Genomic DNA, 21,482 nt, shown 5'->3' with positions numbered 1-21,482 from the left:
CATGAACCAGAAAGTAGACGTCGCCGACCTGCACGAAACCTCGATTGCAACAGACGGGCCGTTGCTGCAACTGGAAAACGTGAGCCGCAGTTTCATGGCTGGCGACCGTGAAGTCATGGTCCTCAAGCAGGTCAATCTGACGATCCACGCCGGTGAACTGGTGGCGATCATTGGTGCATCAGGCTCGGGCAAGTCCACGCTGATGAACATTCTCGGCTGCCTGGATAACGCCAGCAGCGGCATCTACAGGGTTGCGGGTCAGCCAACCCGAGATCTGGATGACGACGCGCTGGCCGCATTGCGACGTGATCACTTTGGCTTCATCTTCCAGCGTTACCACTTGCTGCCGCATCTGGACGCCGTGCGCAATACCGAGATTCCCGCAGTGTATGCAGGCACCTCGCAGGCCGGCCGCCAACAGCGCGCCCGGGAACTGCTCACGCGCCTGGGGCTGGGCGGGCATCTGGAGCACCGACCCAGTCAGATGTCAGGCGGACAGCAGCAGCGCGTCAGTATCACCAGGGCATTGATGAATGGTGGCGAGGTAATCCTTGCCGACGAACCGACCGGTGCGCTGGACACCACCAGTGGCAAGGAAGTCATGCGTACGCTGCTGGAACTGCATGCGATGGGGCATACGGTCATTCTGGTGACTCACGACCCCAAGGTCGCGGCCAATGCCGAGCGGGTCATCGAAGTCAGCGACGGCGAGATCATCAGCGATCAGCGTACCGCGCCACGCGTGCAGCCAGCGACCCAAACCGCATCCGCCGCGCAGCCACCGGCGACAGCCCGAAGACGGCTGCTCGCCAGCTTCGGCCTGTTCCGCGAAGCGTTCAACATGGCCTGGATCGCGCTGATTTCACACCGTATGCGAACCTTGCTGACCATGCTCGGCATCATTATCGGCATCACCTCAGTGGTGTCGATCTCGGCCATCGGCGAGGGCGCCAAGCGTTACGTGCTCAAGGACATCCAGTCGATCGGCAGCAACACCATCGACATCTATGCAGGCAGCAACTTCGGCGACAGTCGGGCCAAATCTATCGAAACGCTCTTGCCCTCGGACGTTACGGCGCTCAACCGGCTGTATTACATCGACAGCGCCACCCCTGTGGTCGGACGCAGCATGCTGATTCGTTACCGAAACATCGACGTCGATGCGCAGCTCAACGGGGTCAGCAGCCTTTATTTCAAGGTTCGCAATATTCAGTTGGCAGCCGGTATCACCTTCAACGATCAGGACGCCCGACGTCAGGCGCAGGTCGTGGTGCTGGATCACAATACCGCCCAGCGCCTGTTCGGTCCGGGCGTCGATCCCCTCGGAAAAGTGATCCTGATCGGCAAGCTGCCGTGCACCGTGATCGGCGTTACCAGCGATCACAAGAACATGTTCATCGCCGGCAACACGCTCAATATCTGGATGCCATATGAAACGGCTGCCGGCCGTGTGCTCGGCCAGCGTCATCTGGACAGCATCAGCGTGCGGGTCAAGGACGGCATGCCCAGCAAGGCGGTTGAAGAGGAAATCAAGCGCCTGATGTTGCAGCGTCACGGCACCAAGGACTTTTTCACCAACAATCTGGACAGCGTCATGCAGACGGTGCAGAAAACCAGCCGTTCGCTGACCCTACTGTTGTCGTTGATCGCGGTGATTTCTCTGGTCGTTGGCGGTATCGGCGTGATGAACATCATGCTGGTATCGGTCACTGAGCGAACGCGGGAAATCGGCATTCGCATGGCGGTGGGCGCCCGCCAATCGGATATCCGCCAGCAGTTTCTGGTGGAAGCCGTCATGGTCTGCCTGATCGGTGGTGTGATCGGCATCGGCCTGTCCTACGGCATCGGCTATCTGTTCACACTGTTCGTCAAACAGTGGGAAATGGTCTTTTCGATGGCGTCGGTGATCACCGCGTTTGCCTGTTCAACGCTGATCGGCGTTCTGTTTGGCTTCGTACCGGCACGCAACGCGGCAAGGCTTGACCCTATCGAAGCGCTTGCGCGGGATTGAGGCGCGGTGTGGTGGCTTCGGAGGAGGCGTACATCCAGCGCATCAGTGCGTTGCGTCCGCTGATCCCAAGCTTGACGGCGGCGCGGCGCTGATAACTGCTGATCGTACTGACCTTGAGCGCCAGGCGCTTTGCCTGTGCCACAGCAGTCTGGCCGGTCAGCAGTCCCACGCAGACCTGCACTTCGCGTTCGGAAAGCACCAGCCCGGTTTCACGCAGTCGCTCATGAAAACGATCTTCGACGCCTTCGGGCTTCTTCGATTCGGCTTCAAGCGTTGCCAGTTGCAAGGCATCGACGTGTTTTTCGAGAATCGAAAAAAGCAGCGGCGAAATGTCCTCAAGACGACGTCGTTCGGCCATCGAGAAATCACTGGAGGGACGACCCCGGAACGCGGTGATCTTGCAGCAATAACTGGGCGACTCCTGCGCGGGATTCAGCTGGATGGAATCGGTAAAACGCGACGCCGCCCTGGGAGAGGTGACGGTTTCATTGAACACCGTAGAGACCGGCGCTTTCGCTGATTGCCAGGGGCGGGGCAGCAAGTAGAGGTGGGTGGCATCCACCGTGAGCTGAGAGTTGATCAGCGCGTGAAACATGCTTGAAAAATGGCCGCTGCCAATGCTGGCGATGGCTTTACCGATCTGTGGAAGTAGGGTTGGAATCATCTTTCTCATCCATGATTTAGAACTACTGACGTCACTAAGACGCTAGTACCGATTTCCAGTCACATAAACTAATTTTTTTGACTAGTTGAACTAAGCTGCCTGCGAAAGATGACGATTTAGAGCGGGGAAAAATTATTTTGCGCGAAGCGAGAAGGGGGATGCCGCGGTTATTGAGGCGATCTGGCCAGGTAACCCAATCGGTGCAGCGGCGTGCCGCCGGGAAAAAAGGCCATGGACTCGGGATGTCGCACTAATTAGAATGAGTCTCATTTGATGCATTCATAGCGCAAGGCCTCGATACATGACCGACGCAGCGACGTCAGCGCAGCGCACCCTGCATGCCCTGTACCGCGACCACCACAGCTGGCTCGAAAGCTGGTTACGTCGGCGCATGGGCAATGCCTGGGATGCCGCGGACCTGAGTCACGATACGTTTGTGCGCGTGCTGGCCAGTTCACAGCAGGTCGCTGATCTGCATGAGCCTCGTGCGTACCTGCTGACGGTGGGCAGACGCCTGTTGAGCAACTTCTACACGCGTCGCAGTCTGGAGCAGGCCTATCTTGACGCGTTGGCGCAGTTGCCTGAAGAAAGCGTTCCATCTCCCGAGCAACGCTGGCTGCTGTTGGAAACCCTGCACGCACTGGATGAACTGCTCGACGGTCTTAGCGCTGCGGTGCGCCGGGCGTTTCTGCTGAGTCAACTGGAAGGGCTGGGGTATCGGGAAATCGCCGAGCGTCTGCATGTCTCTGAACGCACAATCAAACGCTACATGGCTCAGGCCTACGAACATTGCCTGCTGGTGGACTGGTGATTCGCCAGGCACCCTCCAGCGAGGCGCGTGAAGTCGCTCGCAGCGCCGCCAAATGGCTTGCCCTGCTGGAGTCCGGCGGCGCCAACGACGACGATCATGTCCGGCTTCAGCACTGGCGCGACAGTTGTTCAAGCCATGAGCGTGCCTGGCAGAAGGCCCAACAACTGCGTCAGCGTTTTTCCGGCCTGCCGACCCCGTTGGCAATGGCCACTCTGGATCGCCCCGACAAGGCACGGCGTGCCTTGCTCAAGAAAGCCCTCGGCGTCGCGACGCTGGTACCTGCCGTCTGGCTGCTGGGTCGCCAATTGCCTCTGGACGTCTGGCGCGCCGATCTGCACACGGCCATTGGCGAGCACACGCGTTTGTCGCTCGCTGATGGCAGCACCCTGCAACTGAACACCGACAGCGCTGTGAACCTTGACCTCGCCGCACGCCGAGTGACACTGGTGCGTGGCGAAATTGCGCTCAAGGTGCCGGGCAGCACGCCACTGACTATTGAAGCGCCATACGGGCGCGTCATCATCAGCCGAGGAGAGGTCTGTGTACGTATCGGCGAGAATGACTGCCAGGTATCGGTGGTCAGCGGGACGGTTCAGGTGCAGCCGCTGCAAGGTCCGACGCTGGACCTGCAGGCGCAACAGCAGGTCAGTCTGCTGCGTAGCGGGGCAGGGCAGATCAGTGCATTCGATGCGATGCTGCCGGGCTGGCGCGACGGTGTGCTGACCGCGCAGAACCAGCCGCTGGGCCATTTCCTGCATGAGCTGGGCCGCTACAGGCCTGGTCTGTTGCGCTGGGAGCCGGCGCTTGAATCGTTGCGCGTCACCGGCAGCTTCCGGCTCGACAACACAGACCGGATTCTTTCGTTGCTGGCGGCCAGTCTGCCGGTGGACGTGCAGATGCGCACCCGCTATTGGGTCACTCTGGTACCGCGACAAAAACGCGCTGCAAAAAATACAGCATGAGCGCTGTCCCTTTTTTTCGTCTCACGGGTCATTTCGGGTAAGTGAATAAAATGACGAGAGCTTTCCGACATGTCCGCAGTGCCTCCTTATCGTTTACGTCCGTTGTTGCACTTCAGTCTTTTACTGACGCTCAGTTCCAGTGCGCTGTTCATCCCGAACAGTTGGGCCGAGACGTCGGGCCGTCGCGCCTATGAAGTACCTGCTGGCAGCCTGAGTGCCGCGTTGACCCGTTTCGCCGGGCTCGCGGGCGTCAATCTGTCGGTTGATCCCGCGCTGGTAAACGGACGCAACAGCGCAGGCCTCTATGGAGACTTTGCTGTTGAGGAGGGCTTTGCGCGTCTGTTGCAGGGGTCCGGTCTGCAACTGACGCCTGTAGGGGAGCAGGCGTACACCCTGGTTCCAGCACCCGCTAGCGGCAGCCTTGAACTGGCCCCGACCTCGATTCTCGGTGCCAACGGTGCGTCCACGCAGGGTCAGGCCTACGCCGGAGGCCAGGTTGCGCGTCGAGGTTCACAAGGTCTGCTCGGTTCGCGGGACTTTATGGACACACCGTTCAGCATGACCACCTACACCCAGGAAGCTGTCAAAAACCAGCAAGCGCGCACGCTCGGCGACCTGATTGCCAGCGACCCCTCGGTGCGCGCGACCAATCCGGCAGGCGGGCGCTACGAGCAGTTCACCATTCGTGGCTTGAGCCTGTTCAACAGTGATGTTTCCTACAACGGTCTGTACGGCATTCTGCCGACTTACACCATCGACATGGAAATGGCCGAGCGGGTGGACATCCTCAAAGGTCCGAGCCAACTGGTCAACGGCATCTCGCCGCGTGGCAGCGTCGGCGGCGGCATCAACGTGGTCCCCAAGCGCGCGGCTGACAAGCCGATCACGGAATTCACCGGCAGTTATGCCTCCGACAGCCAGGTCGGTGGTGCGGTGGACATCGGTCGACGGTTTGGCGAGGAAGATAAATTCGGTATTCGCTTCAATGGCGTCAAGCAGTCAGGCGACACCACGTGGGATCACCAGAGCGTGGATCGGGAAATGGCCGTGCTGGGCCTGGATTTCCGCGGCGAGCGTCTGCGCCTTTCGACTGACATCGGTCACACCGAACGCAACACCGATGCGCCCCAGGAGCGCGTGCAAATTGGTGCCAACGCCAAGGTACCCAACGCTAACGATGTACGCGACAACTACGCGCAGTCCTGGAGCAAGGCGCGCACCCGGGACACCTTTGGCACCGTCAATGCCGAGTACGACGTCAACGATTCGGTGATGCTGTACGGCGCGGTGGGGGCACGCAAAAGCAATCATGATTTCCTGCGTCACGCTGTTTCAGTCACCAACGATGCAGGCGATTTCAGTGTTCAGCCACGCGACTTCACCCGCGATGAAAACGTACGCACCGCCACGGCGGGCGTACGCAACTGGTTCCAGACCGGCCCGGTCAGCCACGAGGTGAATCTGGCAGCCAGCTATTTCTACATGGACTTCGAAAACGGTGGCGGCCGCTATGCTGCGGCGCCCAGCAACCTGTTCGATCCAGTCGATACCCCGAAACCGGGCAACCCGACGCGGCTCGATTCCAAGGTGTACACCGAAAACCGCTTCAGCGGTCTGGCGCTGTCCGACACGCTGGGGTTCTTCGATGATCGCCTGTTACTCACGCTGGGCGCGCGCTGGCAGCGGGTCAAGGTCGATGACTGGAGTGACAATGTCAAAGGCGACACGGCCTACGACGAGGAAAAGGTCTCGCCGTCCGGCGGCATTCTGTACAAGGTGACCGACGAGCTGTCGGTTTACGCGAACTACATGGAAGGGCTGAGTCAAGGCAAGATCGCACCTTCAACCTCGATCAACGAGGACGAGATTTTTCCGCCATTCGTCAGCCGTCAGGTCGAAGTGGGTGCCAAATATGATCTGGGCGCGTTCGCTTTCACCGGCAGCGTGTTTCGCATCAAGCAACCCGCCTACGAGACCAATGCCGCGTCCCGCATCTTCGGCCCCAACGGCAAACGCGAGAACACTGGCGTGGAGCTGACCCTGTTCGGCGAACCGCTCAAAGGTTTCCGCCTGTTGGGCGGCGTTATGGTCATTGATAGCGAACTGACTAACACCACCAACGGCACTTTCGATGGAAACAGTGCACCGGCAACACCCAAATACAACGTCAATCTCGGGGCTGAGTGGGATGTGCCCACGGTTCAAGGCCTCACCCTGACCGGGCGGGGCATCTACACCAGTTCGCAGTACCTGGACCAGGCCAACAGCAAGGAGATCGATTCGTCCGAGCGTTTCGACGTGGGCGCGCGGTATGCGTTCAAGGTCGATCAAAAGGTCATAACCCTGCGGGCCAACGTCGAGAACGTAATGGACAAACGTTACTGGAGCTCTGCTGGCGCTTCGGATGACAGTGAGCCTGGCTTGACACTTGCCACACCAAGAACCTATCTGCTATCGGCAACTATCGGTTTCTGATCGCAGGCGTCGACGCCAGTTTGCTCAGGTGACGGGAAAACCGTCGAATGGATCGATCTGACAACCCGCGATGCACCCTGTCCGGGCTGCATCGCGCGTTATTCACACAATGTGGTTGTGGCGCAGAGACGCTCAGGTCGGGTCATCCATTGAAACCTTGGCAAGACCTCCGGCACCCAGGCTGTCCATGATGCCGTTGACCAGGTGGGTGATCGTCCAGGGCTTGGCGATGAACAACACGTCGTCCTTCAACTGGTCGCTGCCCGGTGTACCGTGGCCTGACATCACCACGACAGGGATATGCGACCACTGCGCGCCCACGATGTTGGCCAGTGCAATGCCGTCCATGCTGCCAGGCATGCGCACGTCAGTCAGCAGCAACGCAACCCTGTCGGTGTGTTGCTGGAGGTATTTCATCGCCTCGTCGGCGTTTTCCACTGCCTTCGTGCGCAGCCCGACATCAGTTTCAAGGATCTCGCAGACGAAGTCGCGGATTGTCTGTTCGTCTTCAACGACCAGCACCAGGCCTTCACCTTGCGCAGATTCCCCATACTGCTCTGATTGAGCCATTTCTCGTTCCCTCAGCCTTGCCGTTTTGCGTTCAAAAACACTGCAACGTTGGATTGAATCGTTGCTCATGCTGATATGAGCAAAACGGGGGGCGAAAAATTCATATTTTTCTGAAAATCGCACCGTTAGAGCCGGACTAGCGGCCTGATTAGCCACTGCTGACTGATTGGAGACGATACCGACCTTGAGGGACAATCGCTGCAATGTGTTCTGCCCCCAGTGGGGCGGGCAGACCCGCCCGACCCGCTCGGGTTTCTAGTTCCCGCCCTTCATACGACGCGCCATCAGGTAAACACCCAACCCCGCCAGTGCACAAACTGCTCCGATGTAGCCGGTGCTCGTCCAGCCGAGGCCTGCGCTGATCGCCATACCACCAAACCATGGGCCCAGCGCATTGGCCAGGTTGAAGGCGGCATGGTTGGACGCCGCCGCCAGGCTCGGTGCTTCGTGGGCGATGTCCATCAGACGAATCTGCAGTGGCGCAGCCAGTGCGACCATCGTGCCGACCAGAGCGATGCCCAGCAACACGCCCCACAGAGAGCCTGCAGCGAACGGGAAGAACAACAGGACGGCCATTGACCAGATCAACAAGACGCCAACGGCCTTGAACTGCATGCGGTCGAACAGTTTGCCGCCTGCAATGTTGCCGATGATGCCGCCCACGCCGAATGCCGCCAGTCCAAAGGGAATCCATTGGGGTGACACGCGGGTCACTTCGAGCATGGTGGGGGCCAGATAACTGAACACGCAGAACATCCCGGCAAAGCCGACGGCACCGATGGCAAGCGCCATCCAGACCTGTGGTTTGGTGAACGCACCCAGTTCCTTGCGTGGATCACTGCGCGGCTCGTCGTGGCGATCAGGTACGAAGTGCCATACCAGTGCAATGGTGCAGAGGGCAATCAAGCCCACCAACGCGAAGGCCGAGCGCCAGCCGAAAAACTGACCAAGAAAGGTCGCTATCGGGTTACCCAGCAACATTGCCAGGGTCAGGCCCATCATGACGCGCGCTACGGCTCCGGCGCGTTGATTGTCAGGCACCATGCTCGACGCCACGACTGCGGCAATACCGAAGTAAGCGCCATGGGGCAGGCCACTGATGAAACGAAAGGCCACCAGGCTGCCGAAAGTCGGGGTAAAGGCCGTGGCCACGTTACCCAACGCATACAGCGCCATCAGCAGCAACAGCATGTGCTTGCGCAACAGCTTTGCGCCCAGGATAGTCAGCAGCGGGGCACCTACCATTACGCCAAGCGCGTAGGCGCTGATCGCATGCCCCACCTGCGGCTCGCTCAGGTGCAGGTTTTTGGCGATGTCAGGCATCAACCCCATGATTGCAAATTCGCCCGTACCGATGGCGAAGCTGCCAACGGCCATGGCCGCTTCCATCTTGCCAGCGGCGCGCGCGGGCAAGACGTGCCCAGGTTGTTGCTGTATCGACATGCGTCGCTCCAATCTAAAAAGGCTACCCAACGAAAAACGGCCGATGCCAACTGCGCATCGGCGAAGGGTTTCTAGAACCATGTTTGCCGGGAGAGTTCCGGAAAAATCAGGATTGATCCGGGACAACAGCCTATGGCCCGGTCAAGGTCCGGTCTGCGACTTACTGTCATGGATCGCCTTTCAGGACTGACAGCTCAGCGGTAACGAATGATGTAATTGAGGTAGAGATTGACGGGGCGTGTTTCCGAAGAGGTGCGTGGTTTGCCGTCGGAGTCTTCCTGATCCATATCGGTAGTAGGCGTCGGCTCGGTGTTGGGCACATAGACGGGAACACCCTCTCCGGGTTGGGCGATGAGCTCACCGGGAATCATCGCTGTGTAATTGTGCTCATGCCCCTGGAACGCATCCGTTTGCAAGGAACCCACCTTGTTGCCGGTATTCCCGGTCTTGCCGTCTGGCGCCGTCGCAGCGCGTTTTGCCTGCTCCGGGTCGTGGCCGCTGCCGCCATCCACGCCGCGAATGAACCGGCCACGCAGGTCCGGGAGGTAGAACGCCGTCTGATCCGGGTAACCATAGGCGGTGCCGATAACACCGAAAAGCTCCCGGAACGCGTCGCGAGGCATGGCGCTGCCGTCGCAGAACAGCCAGCCTGCCTGAGCGAGGTTGGCGCGGATCTGATCGAGATTGATACCATCGGCGGTATCGGTATTGGCCAGAGGCCCTGCGTAGGCGATCACTGATCCCACGGGTAAGAGGTCATAGGGTTTCATCCATTTATCCTTGTAGACCGGCTTGTGGGATGGCCAACAGGTACAGTCCTGTCAGTCTTTCAGACGGTTCATCATCAGAGCATCATGGCGCATTAGCATCAATCGTCAAACAGGATTTCTTGCTTCAGATTCAGCCAGTGCGAGCGCGCAGGCCGCCTCGCGATCCATGCGTGCGCCTTCAGACATCAGACGCCTGAGCATCGAAGCGTCGAGTCGCTGCGCGATCATCCGACTGCTTCGCGAGCGCACCTGTGCGACGCTAAGGCACTGCGCGTGTGCCGGGTCGCAAACAGCGTTTGCAAACCCCAACAGACGCGCAGCGTCGACGGCACGATCTTCACTGGCGGCCAGCAAGGCCAGCAGGTCAGCGTAGAGACCGAACCCTGTCCAGTCCTGCCGCATGGCGTTGGCGATGAAGTCGCTCAGCGCAATGCGCGCTTCGTCTGTGCGTCCCAGAAACATCTGGGCGGTGGCGATGATTGCCAGGTCCTGCAGGCAGGCATCGTGCTCAGCCCCTCCCGGACGGCCGATCAGGGCCTGGCCGGCGTGCAATGCGGCTTCGTGATCCCCCAATACCAGATTGCGTTCTGCCAGCCCCCTGATGGCTGTCAATACGAGGCTGTCGAGTTCTGCGGAGGTGGCGAGCCAGTGAAGCGATTCGAGAGGGAATCGGACGTCGGCCCATTGGTGACTTTGTCGATAGAACCCGGCCTCAGCCAGCAATCGCTGTGCGCGAATTCTCGCTGACCACTGCGGTTGCACCCGTTCGGTAATTTCATCCTGGACCTGACGCGCATGAGCGGCGGGCAATGCCTGACTGTGTGCGGCACAGCACAGCGCCAGGAAGACCCCCTGAGGATCATCGGCAGCCCGGTAATGAACCTCAGCGGTCAAGGCATACTGGCTCATCCAGAAAGGCGATACGCCAATCTGTAACCACGCCCTGGCCAGCCAGTACCTGGCCAACAGGATCTCCAGCTCCATGGAGTCGGAGTGAAGCGCAGCCTCTATCAAGCTCAAAGCAGTGGGTTCGATAGACTGGCAGCGAGTCCTGCCTTCAGCCGCCAGGTCCAGCAGCATGAACAGTGGGCTCACGGCACCCATCAGCCTCACGGCGAGGTCGGGGCGATGCAGCAGACTCCAGTCCAGCGCGGCACGCATGTTGTCTATTTCCGCTCTCCATAGCTGAAGCCAGGGTTGATCGGCTTCCTGCCAGTAAGCAGCATACGCACGGTCCATCAACTCTGCACACGCTTGCGCATGGCGGTTGTGCACCGAGACGATTTCTCCTGCTGCTTCAAGCATCACTCTGCCGTACTCGTACGCGTATTCCGACAAACGAAAACGATGCGCGTCGCCTTCCGCCACAACGATCAGTGATCGATCAACCAGACTCTCAAGGGCGTTGATCACGTCCCACTTTTCAACCGTGGACGGGTCACAAACGGCGCAGGCCAACTCCAGTGTGAAGCCGCCGACGAACACTGAGCAGCGGCGAAACAGCGATTGCTCGGCGGGTGACAGCAGGCTATGGCTCCAGCTAAGGGACGCCACAAGGGTTGCGTTTCTTGAGTCAGCGCCATATTCGCTGCCACGACTGCCGCCGCTGAGCAGCTTGAGACGCTCGCCCAACTGTGACTCGACGCCGTCCAGACCCAGCAGCGGCAACCGTGCGGCCGCCAGTTTGATTGCCAGGGCAATGCCATCCAGACGCCGACACACAGAGATCACCGTCGCAACGTTCTGTTCTGTGACGCTGAAGGTTCGGTCGCTCGCTTGCGCCTGATCGACAAACAGCATGACCGAGCCGAGTCGCCTGGCTTGCTCGACGCTGGCTCCCACCTCGGGAACCGATAAACCGGTGAGGCGCATCACGCGTTCGCCGTCCATCTTCAACGCGACCTGGCTGGTGACAAGCAGCTTCACGCCTTGCGCCTTGACGCTGATCAGCCTGGCAAACCGGGCGACCGCTTCAAGCAGATGCTCAGCGCCGTCCAGTACCAGCAGCATCTGCCTGAACTGCAATGCATCAATCAGCGCGGCAAAGGGATCGTCGTCAGCGATAGAAACGCCGATCCTGTCAGCCAGTGTGACGGGTAGCTGCGAAGGATCACTGACGCTGGATAAATCCAGCCATACGTCTGCGTTCGAGCACCCACGCGACGGAGCGTGCAACGCCGCAAGCGCCAGCAGCGTCTTGCCGACGCCAGCAGCGCCCACGATGGAGACAAGAGAGTAATCACGCAACTGCGCAAGCAGATCGTCGAGTTCCTCGTCGCGGCCCAGTAAACGGCGCGGTGGCGGCAGGATGCTCTTCACGCTGTGCTTTGCGGGCAGCGGCGGGGCGATATGCCGAGTGTGTTCATCAAGCGCCATTGCAAAGCGATAACCCTGACCGGCAACGGTAGCCAGTACCTGAGGCCCCAGCAGTTTGCGCAAGCTCGATACCTGCACCTGCAGGTTGTTCTCCTCGACAAACAGGTTGGGCCACACCAGGTCCAGCAGCTCGCTTTTGGTGACCAACCGATCACGACGCTCGATCAGCGTCACCAACACGTCAAAGGCACGGGCGCCCAACGCGGTCAGTTGCCCATCGATGTACAGCGAGCGCTCTGCAGGCCGGACCTCAAATCGTCCAAAGCGGTAATTCACTTCAATGGTCTCCCCAAAAACGTGGCTGCGGACAGGGTTCAGATTATTTAAGGAGTGACGCCTGCAGATTTCAGGCCGTTTAAGGACGCAAGTGCTGCCGAAAGCTGAAAGTTGCTCTGCCTTCAGGTCAACACTCCAGCGACTCATTCCAGGATGGAGACCTTTATGGATACACCTCGAAATACTGACCCAGCAGTTCTCAGTCTTGTATTGGAAGCTGGTAACGAGTAACGACCATAAACCAGTCGGTTTGTGGCTAACCCTGTCTCCAAGGAGTTTTCATGAGTCTTGTATTGCGTAACACCACCAGCTACGACGCCCAGTATGTCATCAAGAAAGGCGCTCAAGTCATTGCCCGTCTGCCGGCCATTACCCCAGGCGCAAGCATGACCGTGCCAACCAACGACGTTTATGAAGTCGTTGCGACCACGCTGATTGACGGCAACACCTACACCTCGGCGCCTATTTCGGTCAATGGCAGCATGGGGTTCCTGGCGCAAGTGCTTCAGGTGCCGGCGCAAGGCACTTACGAGTTCGATGTGCAGGAGTTCCCAAGTTCTGTGGCCGACCAACTGGCCTTTCAGAAAACCTGCATCAACCCGGTGACCTTCACGATCCGCAAGGACGGCAAGCCTCTGCAAAGCGTCGTGGTCGACAGCAGCACTGAAAACCAGACGCTGGACATCAGCAACACTTTCTTCATTTATGCGGTGATCGAAGGCGTAACCACCTCGACTCTGGTAACCAGCAACCCGAATGCGACCGTTACCGCAACCGTCAATGGCTCGGTACTGGAAGGCGGTTACTTCTCGTTGAGCGCTGCCTGATCCGATTGGCGCTGCCGGGCTGGCAATACGTCAGCCCGGCGGCTTCATCCTGCCAGGACCCTTTCTATGACTCCACACGCTCAGTCGACTGCACTTGAGGTACTCAACAGAAGTGGCTGCCCGGTGCAATTGCGGTTTTATCGCGGGGCACATTTGATCTGGGACGTCTGGCTGGCATCGGGTTCCGAGCTCTCGGTACCCGATCCAGTCCACGCAGAAATAGACATCTGTGTTGTGTTTATCGATCCAGTCAGTCGCGTGACCTATCGGATTCGCACCCGAATCTGCTCAAAGGCCAAGCGGCTGGTGACGCGCATGCTGGCTGACGAGGGGAGCGTGCGCTTCGACCTTGATATCGAGCCTGGCGATACGATCAGTGACATCGACGTGCACAACCTGTGTTCAGGCAAGGTGCTGATCGAAGCCAGGTACCTGCACAGCCCGTTTGTGCTGACGTCGGCACTCGACACGTCGGGCAGCAGCACGCTGAACTTCAGAGGTGTCGAGGTGGCGGCGATCATGAACGGGATAACCACGGCGCGGATTGCAATCAAGGACTGGTCCAGTGACCTGCTGATCGACAGCTCATCCCAGGGCTACGACGGTGTTGCGATAGTAAGCCTGGTGCCGCACAGCAAGGACGGGAAGGGCAGCTCAGCGCACGACAACCAAAGGATAAAGGCATGACAAACTTAACGCTCGTCAACAATGTCTCGGATGCGGACGCCATCGTCACCTGCAAGATTACCGACGGTGCCGGTACCACCAACAAACTCACAGTACCCGGAGGCGGCGGGTCTGTTAGCCATCCCACCGATTCTGAAACCAGCCCCTGGAGTGTGCTGGCGATTACCGCTACCGGGGCGCAGCTCACCAGCGCGCAGGACCAGACGGCCATTCTGATCGTGACCGACCCTAACGCGATCATTCATTTTGCGGTGGATCCGGTGTTTGGCGTACTGGCGACCACCCAATCGGCACCGCCGCCGCAGAACAATCCAGTGACACCCATTACCCCGGCAGCCCCCGATGATGGGCTGGGGGGCGATGCGGGTGTCTCCGGTCAAAGTGCAGCGTCTGCGCTGGACAATCAGCAGAACTGGGACGCCCCGGCTCCAGTAAATGCAGCGGTTGCACAGACATCGCTGACCCTGCCGTTTGCGATGCAACCACAGCAACAAACCAACTGGTGCTGGGCGGCGGTTTCGGTCAGTACCGCTCTTTTTTACGACCTGGGCAACCCTGCGACTCAATGTGCTCTGGCCAATCAGGCCTTCGGGGATAGTAATAACTGCTGCGTGAATGGCAGCTCAGGGGCGTGTAATCAGCCCTACTTCCTGAACCTGGCACTCAGCTGGGTCGGGCACTTGAACAATTGGTACGAACAGGCGTTCACATTGGCCCAGATCATGGGTGAGATTGATGCCAGACATCCACTGGGCGCGCGGATTGGATGGAACGGTGGCGGCGGCCACTTTGTAGCGATTTATGGCTACAACACCAACGTACCCGCTGCAGCCCCCGCGTTGTCAGCGCCGGTCGCACCTGCATCTACACCTGCATCTGCACCAACGCCTGCTCCAGCCGCGCCGCCTGCAACCCTCTCGATAGCAGACCCCTGGTTTGGTGTATCAGTCATCGCCATGACTGACTTCGCCGCACATTACCAGGGCGGCGGCACCTGGACCCACAGCTACACCACCCACTAAGGACCGCAGCCATGTCGAAGATCAAGTTCATCAAAGGGCCGCTGGATGGCGAGAAGGTTGTCCGGGCCGCGCTGGAACACATGCATCACCACAAACACGCACCGCATGCGCTGCAAGCTGCCGATCTCACGCAGCTTCGGGTGGGTGTTCATCACCAGATCTATGACCTGAGCCCGGCCGACATTCAGGCCGGTAAAGGGCTTGAAGCCGCCGTACTCAGCGGTTCGCGCTATCTGGTGGCAGAAGGGACAAAGAGCGTGGCCGCAGCCGAGGTCAGAACGGATGCGACAGGCAAAAACACAGCCTTTCACCTCGTCAACGAAGGTCCCTTCGTCAGCGGGTTTGAAAAAGCCGTGCGGTTTGCCGAAGCACTTCCCCACAAAGGCGAGTACGCGTGCCACCTCCTGCGCATTGCGCCGCTTTACATCATTGCGCTGTGGCTCAAGCCCACGAACGGCACCAAGGACATCGTCATTCCGCTGGAGCCAGCCCCTGGCTACCTGCAAACCCGAGAGTACACACCGGCTCAGTTCCTTAAGGCCGTGCAGCCTCATGCTCATCCAGTCGATATGCCTGCCTGATCCCAGGCGTTGAGGGTGGATACATCAACGGGGCTTAAGCCTTGCACGTCGGTGCCTGGCTTGAGCCCTGTGCTATTTGATATCGGTTATGAGCGGGAGTGCATCATGAGCGCCACGCAAGTCATGGGCGTGCAACGCGGCTACAAAGGTCACTGGACGATCACCGCACGCAATGGTGTACGCCTGGAAATACGCTGGACGGTGTCTGAGGACGGCAAGTCCGTCGAGGGCGAAATGCACGACGCCGGCACTCAGGAACACCATCCGTTCAAGCTTGGCCTTGTATACCCCATGGTCCTTGAGATAACCCAGCAACTGGGCTCGATTGAGGTGACGTTGACGCTGACCCCGGACAGTCGTCATCTGTCTCTGGTGTGCAATGTGCCGCTGTCGATCAACAAGTTTTTCAACGCCCCGATCGGCGAATGGTCGCTCACACCCAAGCCAGCCGATGAGCCTGGCGATAACACGGTGCCGTCGATCGATGAGCCCCATGAGGCCATGGACCTTGCGCCCTTTATCTGGCTGCACCCGTTAACGCCACGGGAGACACTGGATACCCGCCTGCGCTTCGTGCGCCTGGATAACCCGCAGAGCCTGCCGCTTTACGTAACGCTCAGTCAGTGCAGCGGTGCAGATGCCGCCGCGGCCAAACAGGCTGCCGCCAAAACATTTACTGGATTTGTCAGCGATATCACGACACTGCCCGCGCCAATCTGTGATTTCCCGGTGCTGCGCACTCAGTTCCTCACGACCTTGCCAGGTCCGCAAACGCTGACTGCGATTACACTACAGGCCCAAACCTTGCTGGGCGAATCCGTGGACTCGTTGCTGGGCAGTACCGAGTGGGTCACCAGCCAGGCAGCGGTGTGGCAAAGTCTCTTTGTCCTGGCCCTGACCGGCACGCCTGACCGGTCTGCGCTGGCCACGCAACTGGTCGATATTCTGAGGGTCGGGCATTTTCTCGGGCTGCTGCAACAAAACCTGCCAGCCCTGGAGGCACCGCAGGCGCGCCGCATCGCGCTGTGTGCCAACCCTGCGCTACCTGATGCCGTTACCACCAGCACTTTGAATGCGCCGGCCGACCCTGCGCCCGCCAATCCGGCGCCTGCCAGCGCTGCTGACAATGCAACAGCTGCGGCTACGCCCGTTACGCCTGCCGCTGATACATGGCAGATTCTGGGGCCGGGCACGCTCAAACGTGCCCGTCAGCACCTTGTCGGCTATCAACCGGGTGAGCTGGCTGAAGTGGTCAACGTTATGCCTCACGAGCGACAGGAACGTCAGGAACACCTGCAGACCCGTCGTGAAGACTATGACAGTGAAGACAATGAGCACCGCGGCGAAACCGATGATCTGCGCCAGACCTCTGCCAGCAGCGAGCTTACGGATGCGCTTCAGGAAGTCATGGCGGCCGATGGTTTGGTGCGCAATCTGAACAACGTCAAACCGACCTATGAAAATCTCAATGAGATAATGTCGGGCGCTTGGGCGGGTAGCGGCGGCGGGGCGTCCTGGTCCGGTGACGATACCTCGCGGCAGGTGCAGCAACTGACTGAAAAGGCTGCTCGGCACATGGGCGACCGCATCACGCGCCAGCGCGGCAGGGTCTGGCAGGAATTGTGCGAACGCCGGCAAAGCAACCTGATCGACAATGCTGGCGACAGCCGATTGGTCGGCATTTATCACTGGGTCGACAAACTGATGAAGGTCCACCTGGCCGATGCCGGACGGCGTCTGGTGCTGGGGTTCGTGATCAACCAGCCTGCAAAACCCTGGGTTCAGAGCATCACGGCACAGGACGACATTCCACTGAATAAGCCGTATGCCATTCCGGCTTTTTCCGAACCCCACGGTCTGGGCTATTACCGGATCAAGCCGGAAAACTATCAGGCCCTCTGCGCGATATATGGCATCAACGACCCTGAAACTCCGCCGCTGGAAACGCTGCGAGTCGTGGCAACGGTCAGTGGTGTGGTGCTCGGCGATGTCTCGATGCTGCGCATTCCCGATGGCTACGTCGCAGCCTCTGGGCTGGTCACCATGGCGCTGGCAGACACTCAGTACAACCTGGTGTGCTCAGTCGCAGGCGAGGACGTTAAACCTGGCGTGCCGCCCGCCCCGACAGCGCCCGTAGCCATGACCGTGGTGGTGCCCGATGCCAGTGCTGCGACGACAGTCGGCAACGTCACGATCACGCCTCCCGCACGTACGACAGCTCTGGTCAGCACTGTGCCCCTGGCAAACATCGCGGGTAAGACCGGCCCCATTCCGCTGACCGTGATGTCATCGGCGCCGCTGATGAGCGTGACGGTCGATATCACCTGTAATCGGCCAGCGCTAACGGGCAAGGACAAAGACCCGATGATGACGGCCTGGCAAATACGTACCTTCTACCGGTTGCTCGCAGCCTGGCAAGCAGCCATGCAGCGCTATCAGGACGAATTCGACAAGCGCAGGAAACTCGCCAGCGCAGAACGTACTGCCGAGATCCAGCGCGATGTCCTGGCTCAAGCGTGTCTGAATCTGATGGCAACACCCGCAAACAGCGCTCAGGCGCTTGAGTCGCAGTTCAGTTGGGCTGACATGAGTTGGTACTACGACACACAGCCTTTCGTGAAAACTACGACACAGCCCCAAAAGATGGCCGCAGCGTCGACCGCTCCGGTGACGGAGCGGCTGTTTCTGCGCTTTTTGAAAGCGTCGTGCGCCCACGTGCTGCTGCCCGTGAACCGAGGCTGTGAGACCGGATTGCTGTTCGAATGGCAGTTCCCGGCGCGCTGGATCGGCGATCCGTCAAGCACCCCGGTAACGGAAAGCACCCTGACCTTGCTGGAAGAAGTGCTCGGCGCTGACTCGCTGCCGCCCGAGCAACAGCCCAAGCCACGGCATTGGACGGTACGCCTGCCGACCTCAATGCTCTACCTGCAGCAGGGCACAGAGCTTGCGGGGCTTGTCATGCCGAATTGAGCCCGACACTGCCGGGAAAGAGCGGCAGGAAAACAGGCACGGCATTGCGTTAAACAAATACCCGCCCCATGGCGGACGCTATCAGTTAAGGGTTCGGAGTCAATCATGCCAATCATCACAGCAGCCGAAGCGGGCGGTCAAAACGTGCTCGCATTTCTCGACATGCTTGCCTTCGCGGAAGGGACATCGACGAGCCCTTACACGTTCGACGATGGGTATGACGTCGTCGTAGGAGGCTTTGATAGTCCTAACACCTTTAACGACTACTCGGAACATCCTGAGCATCCTGATGTGTTGGTAACCGTCAACAGCCATGGCCTCAAATCCACGGCCGCAGGGCGCTATCAGTTGCTTTACCGTTATTGGTGTTATTACCGCAAGCACATGAAGCTTGAAGGTTTCGGCCCGTTGAATCAGGACCGTATCGCCATCCAGCAAATCCGTGAACAACGGGCGTTTGCCTTTATTCAGTCGGGCCACCTGTCAGTGGCGATAGCCCGGTGCTCCAACATCTGGGCGAGTTTGCCGGGAAATCACTACGACCAGCATCAGGGATCCTTCAGCAGCCTCATCAGGGCTTATGAAAGCGCTGGCGGCACAAGGGTTTGATCGTGTCATGACCAGAGAGTGAGCTATTGGTCTTTACCACTTGCTAATGAGCGGGTGCGCTGCCATTCGCGCACCCGCCAGCAATTATGAGTGCATGTCAGATACGCACTGGGCGCGCCCTGAAACTGCATCGTCACGTTTTACCCGTTTCATCGCCGGCACCAGACTCAACAACCCCACAAGCGCCATCGCGGCACCGACCCAAAGGGGCGAGCGCAACCCATAACCGGCATCAATCACCGCACCGCCGGCCCAGCTGCCAAACGCCAGGCCAGCCGTGATGACCGAGGTATGCAGAATGTTGACCATTGCCGCAGGCTCCGCGGCCTTCATGACCCGCGCGACCATTGCCGGGTTCAAGGCGACGCCCGTCAGGCCCAGTGCGAAGAAACAACCCAGGTTCAGCCACGTATGGTCACCGGCCAGGGCAAAGCCGCCCAGTGCGAGCACCATCAGTGCCAGTCCCCAGGCAAGTGCCGGGAAGGTGTGGCGATCCGCGAAACGGCCGACGATCATGTTGCCCATCAGGTTGGCGACGCCGTAGACCGCGAGCACCGGCGCAACCAGGCTCGGCGCGATGCCTACTTCATGGATCAGGATCGGCGTGCAATAACTGAACGCTGCGAATGTGCCGCCGATGATCAGGCCGCTGGTGACATAGGCGCCCCACAGCGTGGGATTTTTCAAGCCCGCCCATTGCTGACTCAATGGCGGTTCACCGCCTTTTTGAATGGCAGGCAAACGCCTTGTGGCCAGAACCGTACACAGCAATGCGAGCGCAACCACCGCCCAGGAACTGGCACGCCAGCCGACATGCTGCTCCACCCAGGTGGTCATCGGCACGCCAACGACAGGAGAGAGCATCAGCCCGGCCAGCACCACGGACACCGCACGACCGCGACCTTCGGGCGCCACCAGCCCGGCGCAAATGGTCATGCACAAACCGATGCAGACGGCACTGGAAATGCCCATGATGATGCGTGCAACGGCCAGCACCGGATAGCTGGGTGCTGCCGCAGCAACGGCTCCCGCGATCACGTAACACGTCAGCAGCCAGACCAGCGCACGCTTGTTGCTGATACCTCTGGACAGCAGCAATACCGTGACAGGCGGACCGCCCAGCGCCATACCCAGCGCGTAATAGGCGATCAGATTGCCGACCTGCGCCAGGCTGACGGAGAACGCCTCCGCCAGCGCAGGCATCATTCCGGCAACCATGAACTCGGCAGTGACCAGAGAAAATATCGTCAGACCCAGCAGGTAGACGGTTGGAGGCAGTTTGGAGCGGGTAGTCATCAGTGTCTCGGGCTGGGGAAAGGGTCGGCCACGTTAGGGAATGTTGACCGGATGGTCAAATCAACATCAGGCATATTGTTATTCACCCGGCATCATACTGGTGCGATGGCCGGCCCGACGGCATGATCCATGCCTGCTGCCAGACGCATCCGGGCACTAACCGTCGAACCAGCCCTTCAATCGATCGCGAAAGCTCTGAATCAACGGCTCTCTCGCTCGTCCACGTCGCAAGGCCAGTGAAAAGGGTGCCTGATGACCGAATGTGGTGGGCAACAACACTTTCAGTCGCTTCTGATCCACCCAGAATTGCGCGTAATGTTCCGGCAGATAGCCGATGTAGGCACCGGACAGCACCAGAATCAATTGCGCCTCCATGGACTCCACGGTTGCGGCGCTGTCCTTGAAACCGTGACGAGCCAACTCAGCCTGGCTCCAGTAACCGCGCCCGACCATGCGCTGCTGGGTGATGACTTCTGCCGGGATGCGCCGCTGCTCGAACAGCTCGTGCCGGTCACTGCAGTACAGCCAGTGTTGCTCGCGATAGAGCGCTTGATACATCAAACCATTCATGCGGATCGAAAAGGAGCCGATGGCCAGATCCACGCGGTTTTCCAGTACGCCCAGTTGCAGTTGCGCGGGGCTGAGTACCGAAAGGTGCAAGTGCACCGCAGGATGTTCCTTGCTGTAGGCACCGATGACATCGGCCAGCGGCAAGGCCGGGTCGCTGACCGTCGAGTCGAGTACGCCCAGGTTCAGGGTGCCGCGCAGTTCGCCCTTGAGCGCGGCGCTGTAGCGTTCGAAACCTTCCAGTTCCGCCAGCAATCGCAAGGTTTCCTGGTGAAAAAGCTCGCCTTTGCTGGTCAGGTTGAATCCGCCACGGCCGCGATGACACAGTACAAGACCCAAGTGGGTTTCGAGCTGACTCATGTAAGTGCTGATCGCCGAAGTGGAAAGATTCAGTTCCTGTTGCGCTGCCGCAAAGCCTTGGTGACGTACCACGCAGGCAAAGATGCGCAGCAGCTTGAGGTCGGGCAGGGCAGAAGACATAGGCGCTCCAGGGGTTAGGTGTGCAGGCAGTCTATTGAAGGCGGCTGAGCTGGCAAGTGTTGTTTTGGCGGATGTCGGGCCAGCA

17 protein-coding genes are annotated in these 21,482 nt (G+C 59.5%); 10 read left to right on the top strand and 7 right to left on the bottom strand.

The window, feature by feature from the left end; translation table 11 throughout:
* The first annotated feature begins 1 nt into the window (after position 1).
* Positions 2-2,011, top strand: coding sequence for a MacB family efflux pump subunit (locus H8S56_RS01840; protein WP_187517696.1), 2,010 nt, complete (start codon positions 2-4; stop codon positions 2,009-2,011).
* Here the strand turns inward: H8S56_RS01840 and H8S56_RS01835 are convergent.
* The gene (locus H8S56_RS01835; protein ID WP_187517695.1) at positions 1,986-2,675 is read right to left on the bottom strand and encodes a helix-turn-helix transcriptional regulator; all 690 of its coding nucleotides are present in this window, start codon (positions 2,673-2,675) and stop codon (positions 1,986-1,988) included. The two genes, H8S56_RS01840 and H8S56_RS01835, sit on opposite strands and share 26 nt — an antisense overlap.
* Before the next feature lie 301 nt (positions 2,676-2,976).
* On the opposite strand from H8S56_RS01835, the gene H8S56_RS01830 reads away from it, so the two are divergent.
* The 3 genes from H8S56_RS01830 to H8S56_RS01820 all read left to right on the top strand — a co-directional run bounded on the left by H8S56_RS01830 (position 2,977) and on the right by H8S56_RS01820 (position 6,923).
* The gene (locus H8S56_RS01830) at positions 2,977-3,486 is read left to right on the top strand and encodes a sigma-70 family RNA polymerase sigma factor (RefSeq protein WP_187517694.1); all 510 of its coding nucleotides are present in this window, start codon (positions 2,977-2,979) and stop codon (positions 3,484-3,486) included.
* Positions 3,483-4,448, top strand: a complete 966-nt coding sequence (locus H8S56_RS01825) for a FecR domain-containing protein (protein WP_187517996.1) — start codon at positions 3,483-3,485, stop codon at positions 4,446-4,448. The genes H8S56_RS01830 and H8S56_RS01825 overlap by 4 nt, the downstream gene beginning before the upstream one ends.
* Before the next feature lie 69 nt (positions 4,449-4,517).
* Complete coding sequence (locus H8S56_RS01820) at positions 4,518-6,923, top strand: TonB-dependent receptor (protein ID WP_187517693.1); 2,406 nt, start codon at positions 4,518-4,520, stop codon at positions 6,921-6,923.
* 132 nt (positions 6,924-7,055) lie between these two features.
* Here the strand turns inward: H8S56_RS01820 and H8S56_RS01815 are convergent, their stop codons facing one another.
* The 4 genes from H8S56_RS01815 to H8S56_RS01800 form a co-directional block, all read right to left on the bottom strand.
* Positions 7,056-7,493: a response regulator gene (locus H8S56_RS01815; protein WP_187517692.1), complete on the bottom strand. Its 438-nt coding sequence runs from the start codon at positions 7,491-7,493 to the stop codon at positions 7,056-7,058.
* A 255-nt stretch (positions 7,494-7,748) separates the two neighbouring features.
* Positions 7,749-8,936, bottom strand: coding sequence for an MFS transporter (locus H8S56_RS01810; RefSeq protein WP_187517691.1), 1,188 nt, complete (start codon positions 8,934-8,936; stop codon positions 7,749-7,751).
* 194 nt (positions 8,937-9,130) lie between these two features.
* A complete protein-coding gene (locus H8S56_RS01805; protein ID WP_024687011.1) occupies positions 9,131-9,706 on the bottom strand; it encodes a phage tail protein in 576 nt (191 codons plus the stop codon).
* Positions 9,707-9,811: 105 nt separating this feature from the next.
* Positions 9,812-12,358, bottom strand: a complete 2,547-nt coding sequence (locus H8S56_RS01800) for an ATP-binding protein (protein ID WP_187517690.1) — start codon at positions 12,356-12,358, stop codon at positions 9,812-9,814.
* A 281-nt stretch (positions 12,359-12,639) separates the two neighbouring features.
* Here H8S56_RS01800 and H8S56_RS01795 point away from each other — a divergent pair, with 281 nt between their 5' ends.
* The 6 genes from H8S56_RS01795 to H8S56_RS01770 all read left to right on the top strand — a co-directional run bounded on the left by H8S56_RS01795 (position 12,640) and on the right by H8S56_RS01770 (position 19,054).
* Positions 12,640-13,185, top strand: a complete 546-nt coding sequence (locus H8S56_RS01795; protein WP_024687009.1) for a hypothetical protein — start codon at positions 12,640-12,642, stop codon at positions 13,183-13,185.
* Between the two features lie 66 nt (positions 13,186-13,251).
* Positions 13,252-13,872 carry a hypothetical protein gene (locus H8S56_RS01790; RefSeq protein WP_187517689.1) on the top strand — a complete coding sequence of 207 codons (621 nt, stop codon included), beginning with the start codon at positions 13,252-13,254 and terminating at the stop codon, positions 13,870-13,872.
* Complete coding sequence (locus H8S56_RS01785; RefSeq protein ID WP_187517688.1) at positions 13,869-14,894, top strand: papain-like cysteine protease family protein; 1,026 nt, start codon at positions 13,869-13,871, stop codon at positions 14,892-14,894. Before H8S56_RS01790 ends, H8S56_RS01785 begins: the two co-directional genes overlap by 4 nt.
* Before the next feature lie 11 nt (positions 14,895-14,905).
* The gene (locus tag H8S56_RS01780; protein ID WP_024687006.1) at positions 14,906-15,475 is read left to right on the top strand and encodes a hypothetical protein; all 570 of its coding nucleotides are present in this window, start codon (positions 14,906-14,908) and stop codon (positions 15,473-15,475) included.
* A gap of 105 nt (positions 15,476-15,580) precedes the next feature.
* Positions 15,581-18,445, top strand: a complete 2,865-nt coding sequence (locus H8S56_RS01775; protein WP_187517687.1) for a hypothetical protein — start codon at positions 15,581-15,583, stop codon at positions 18,443-18,445.
* Between the two features lie 105 nt (positions 18,446-18,550).
* The gene (locus tag H8S56_RS01770) at positions 18,551-19,054 is read left to right on the top strand and encodes a glycoside hydrolase family 24 protein (RefSeq protein WP_187517686.1); all 504 of its coding nucleotides are present in this window, start codon (positions 18,551-18,553) and stop codon (positions 19,052-19,054) included.
* A gap of 84 nt (positions 19,055-19,138) precedes the next feature.
* Here the strand turns inward: H8S56_RS01770 and H8S56_RS01765 are convergent, their stop codons facing one another.
* Together H8S56_RS01765 and H8S56_RS01760 are read right to left on the bottom strand one after the other, a co-directional pair.
* The gene (locus H8S56_RS01765; RefSeq protein WP_024687003.1) at positions 19,139-20,350 is read right to left on the bottom strand and encodes an MFS transporter; all 1,212 of its coding nucleotides are present in this window, start codon (positions 20,348-20,350) and stop codon (positions 19,139-19,141) included.
* Positions 20,351-20,506: 156 nt separating this feature from the next.
* Positions 20,507-21,397: a LysR family transcriptional regulator gene (locus H8S56_RS01760; RefSeq protein ID WP_024696286.1), complete on the bottom strand. Its 891-nt coding sequence runs from the start codon at positions 21,395-21,397 to the stop codon at positions 20,507-20,509.
* Positions 21,398-21,482: the final 85 nt, after the last annotated feature.

The organism is Pseudomonas triticifolii (genome assembly GCF_014358015.1).
GTDB classification, from domain to species: domain Bacteria; phylum Pseudomonadota; class Gammaproteobacteria; order Pseudomonadales; family Pseudomonadaceae; genus Aquipseudomonas; species Aquipseudomonas triticifolii.
The sequence above is the reverse complement of the archived record's forward strand: the minus strand, read 5'-3'. Positions and strand labels throughout refer to the sequence as shown.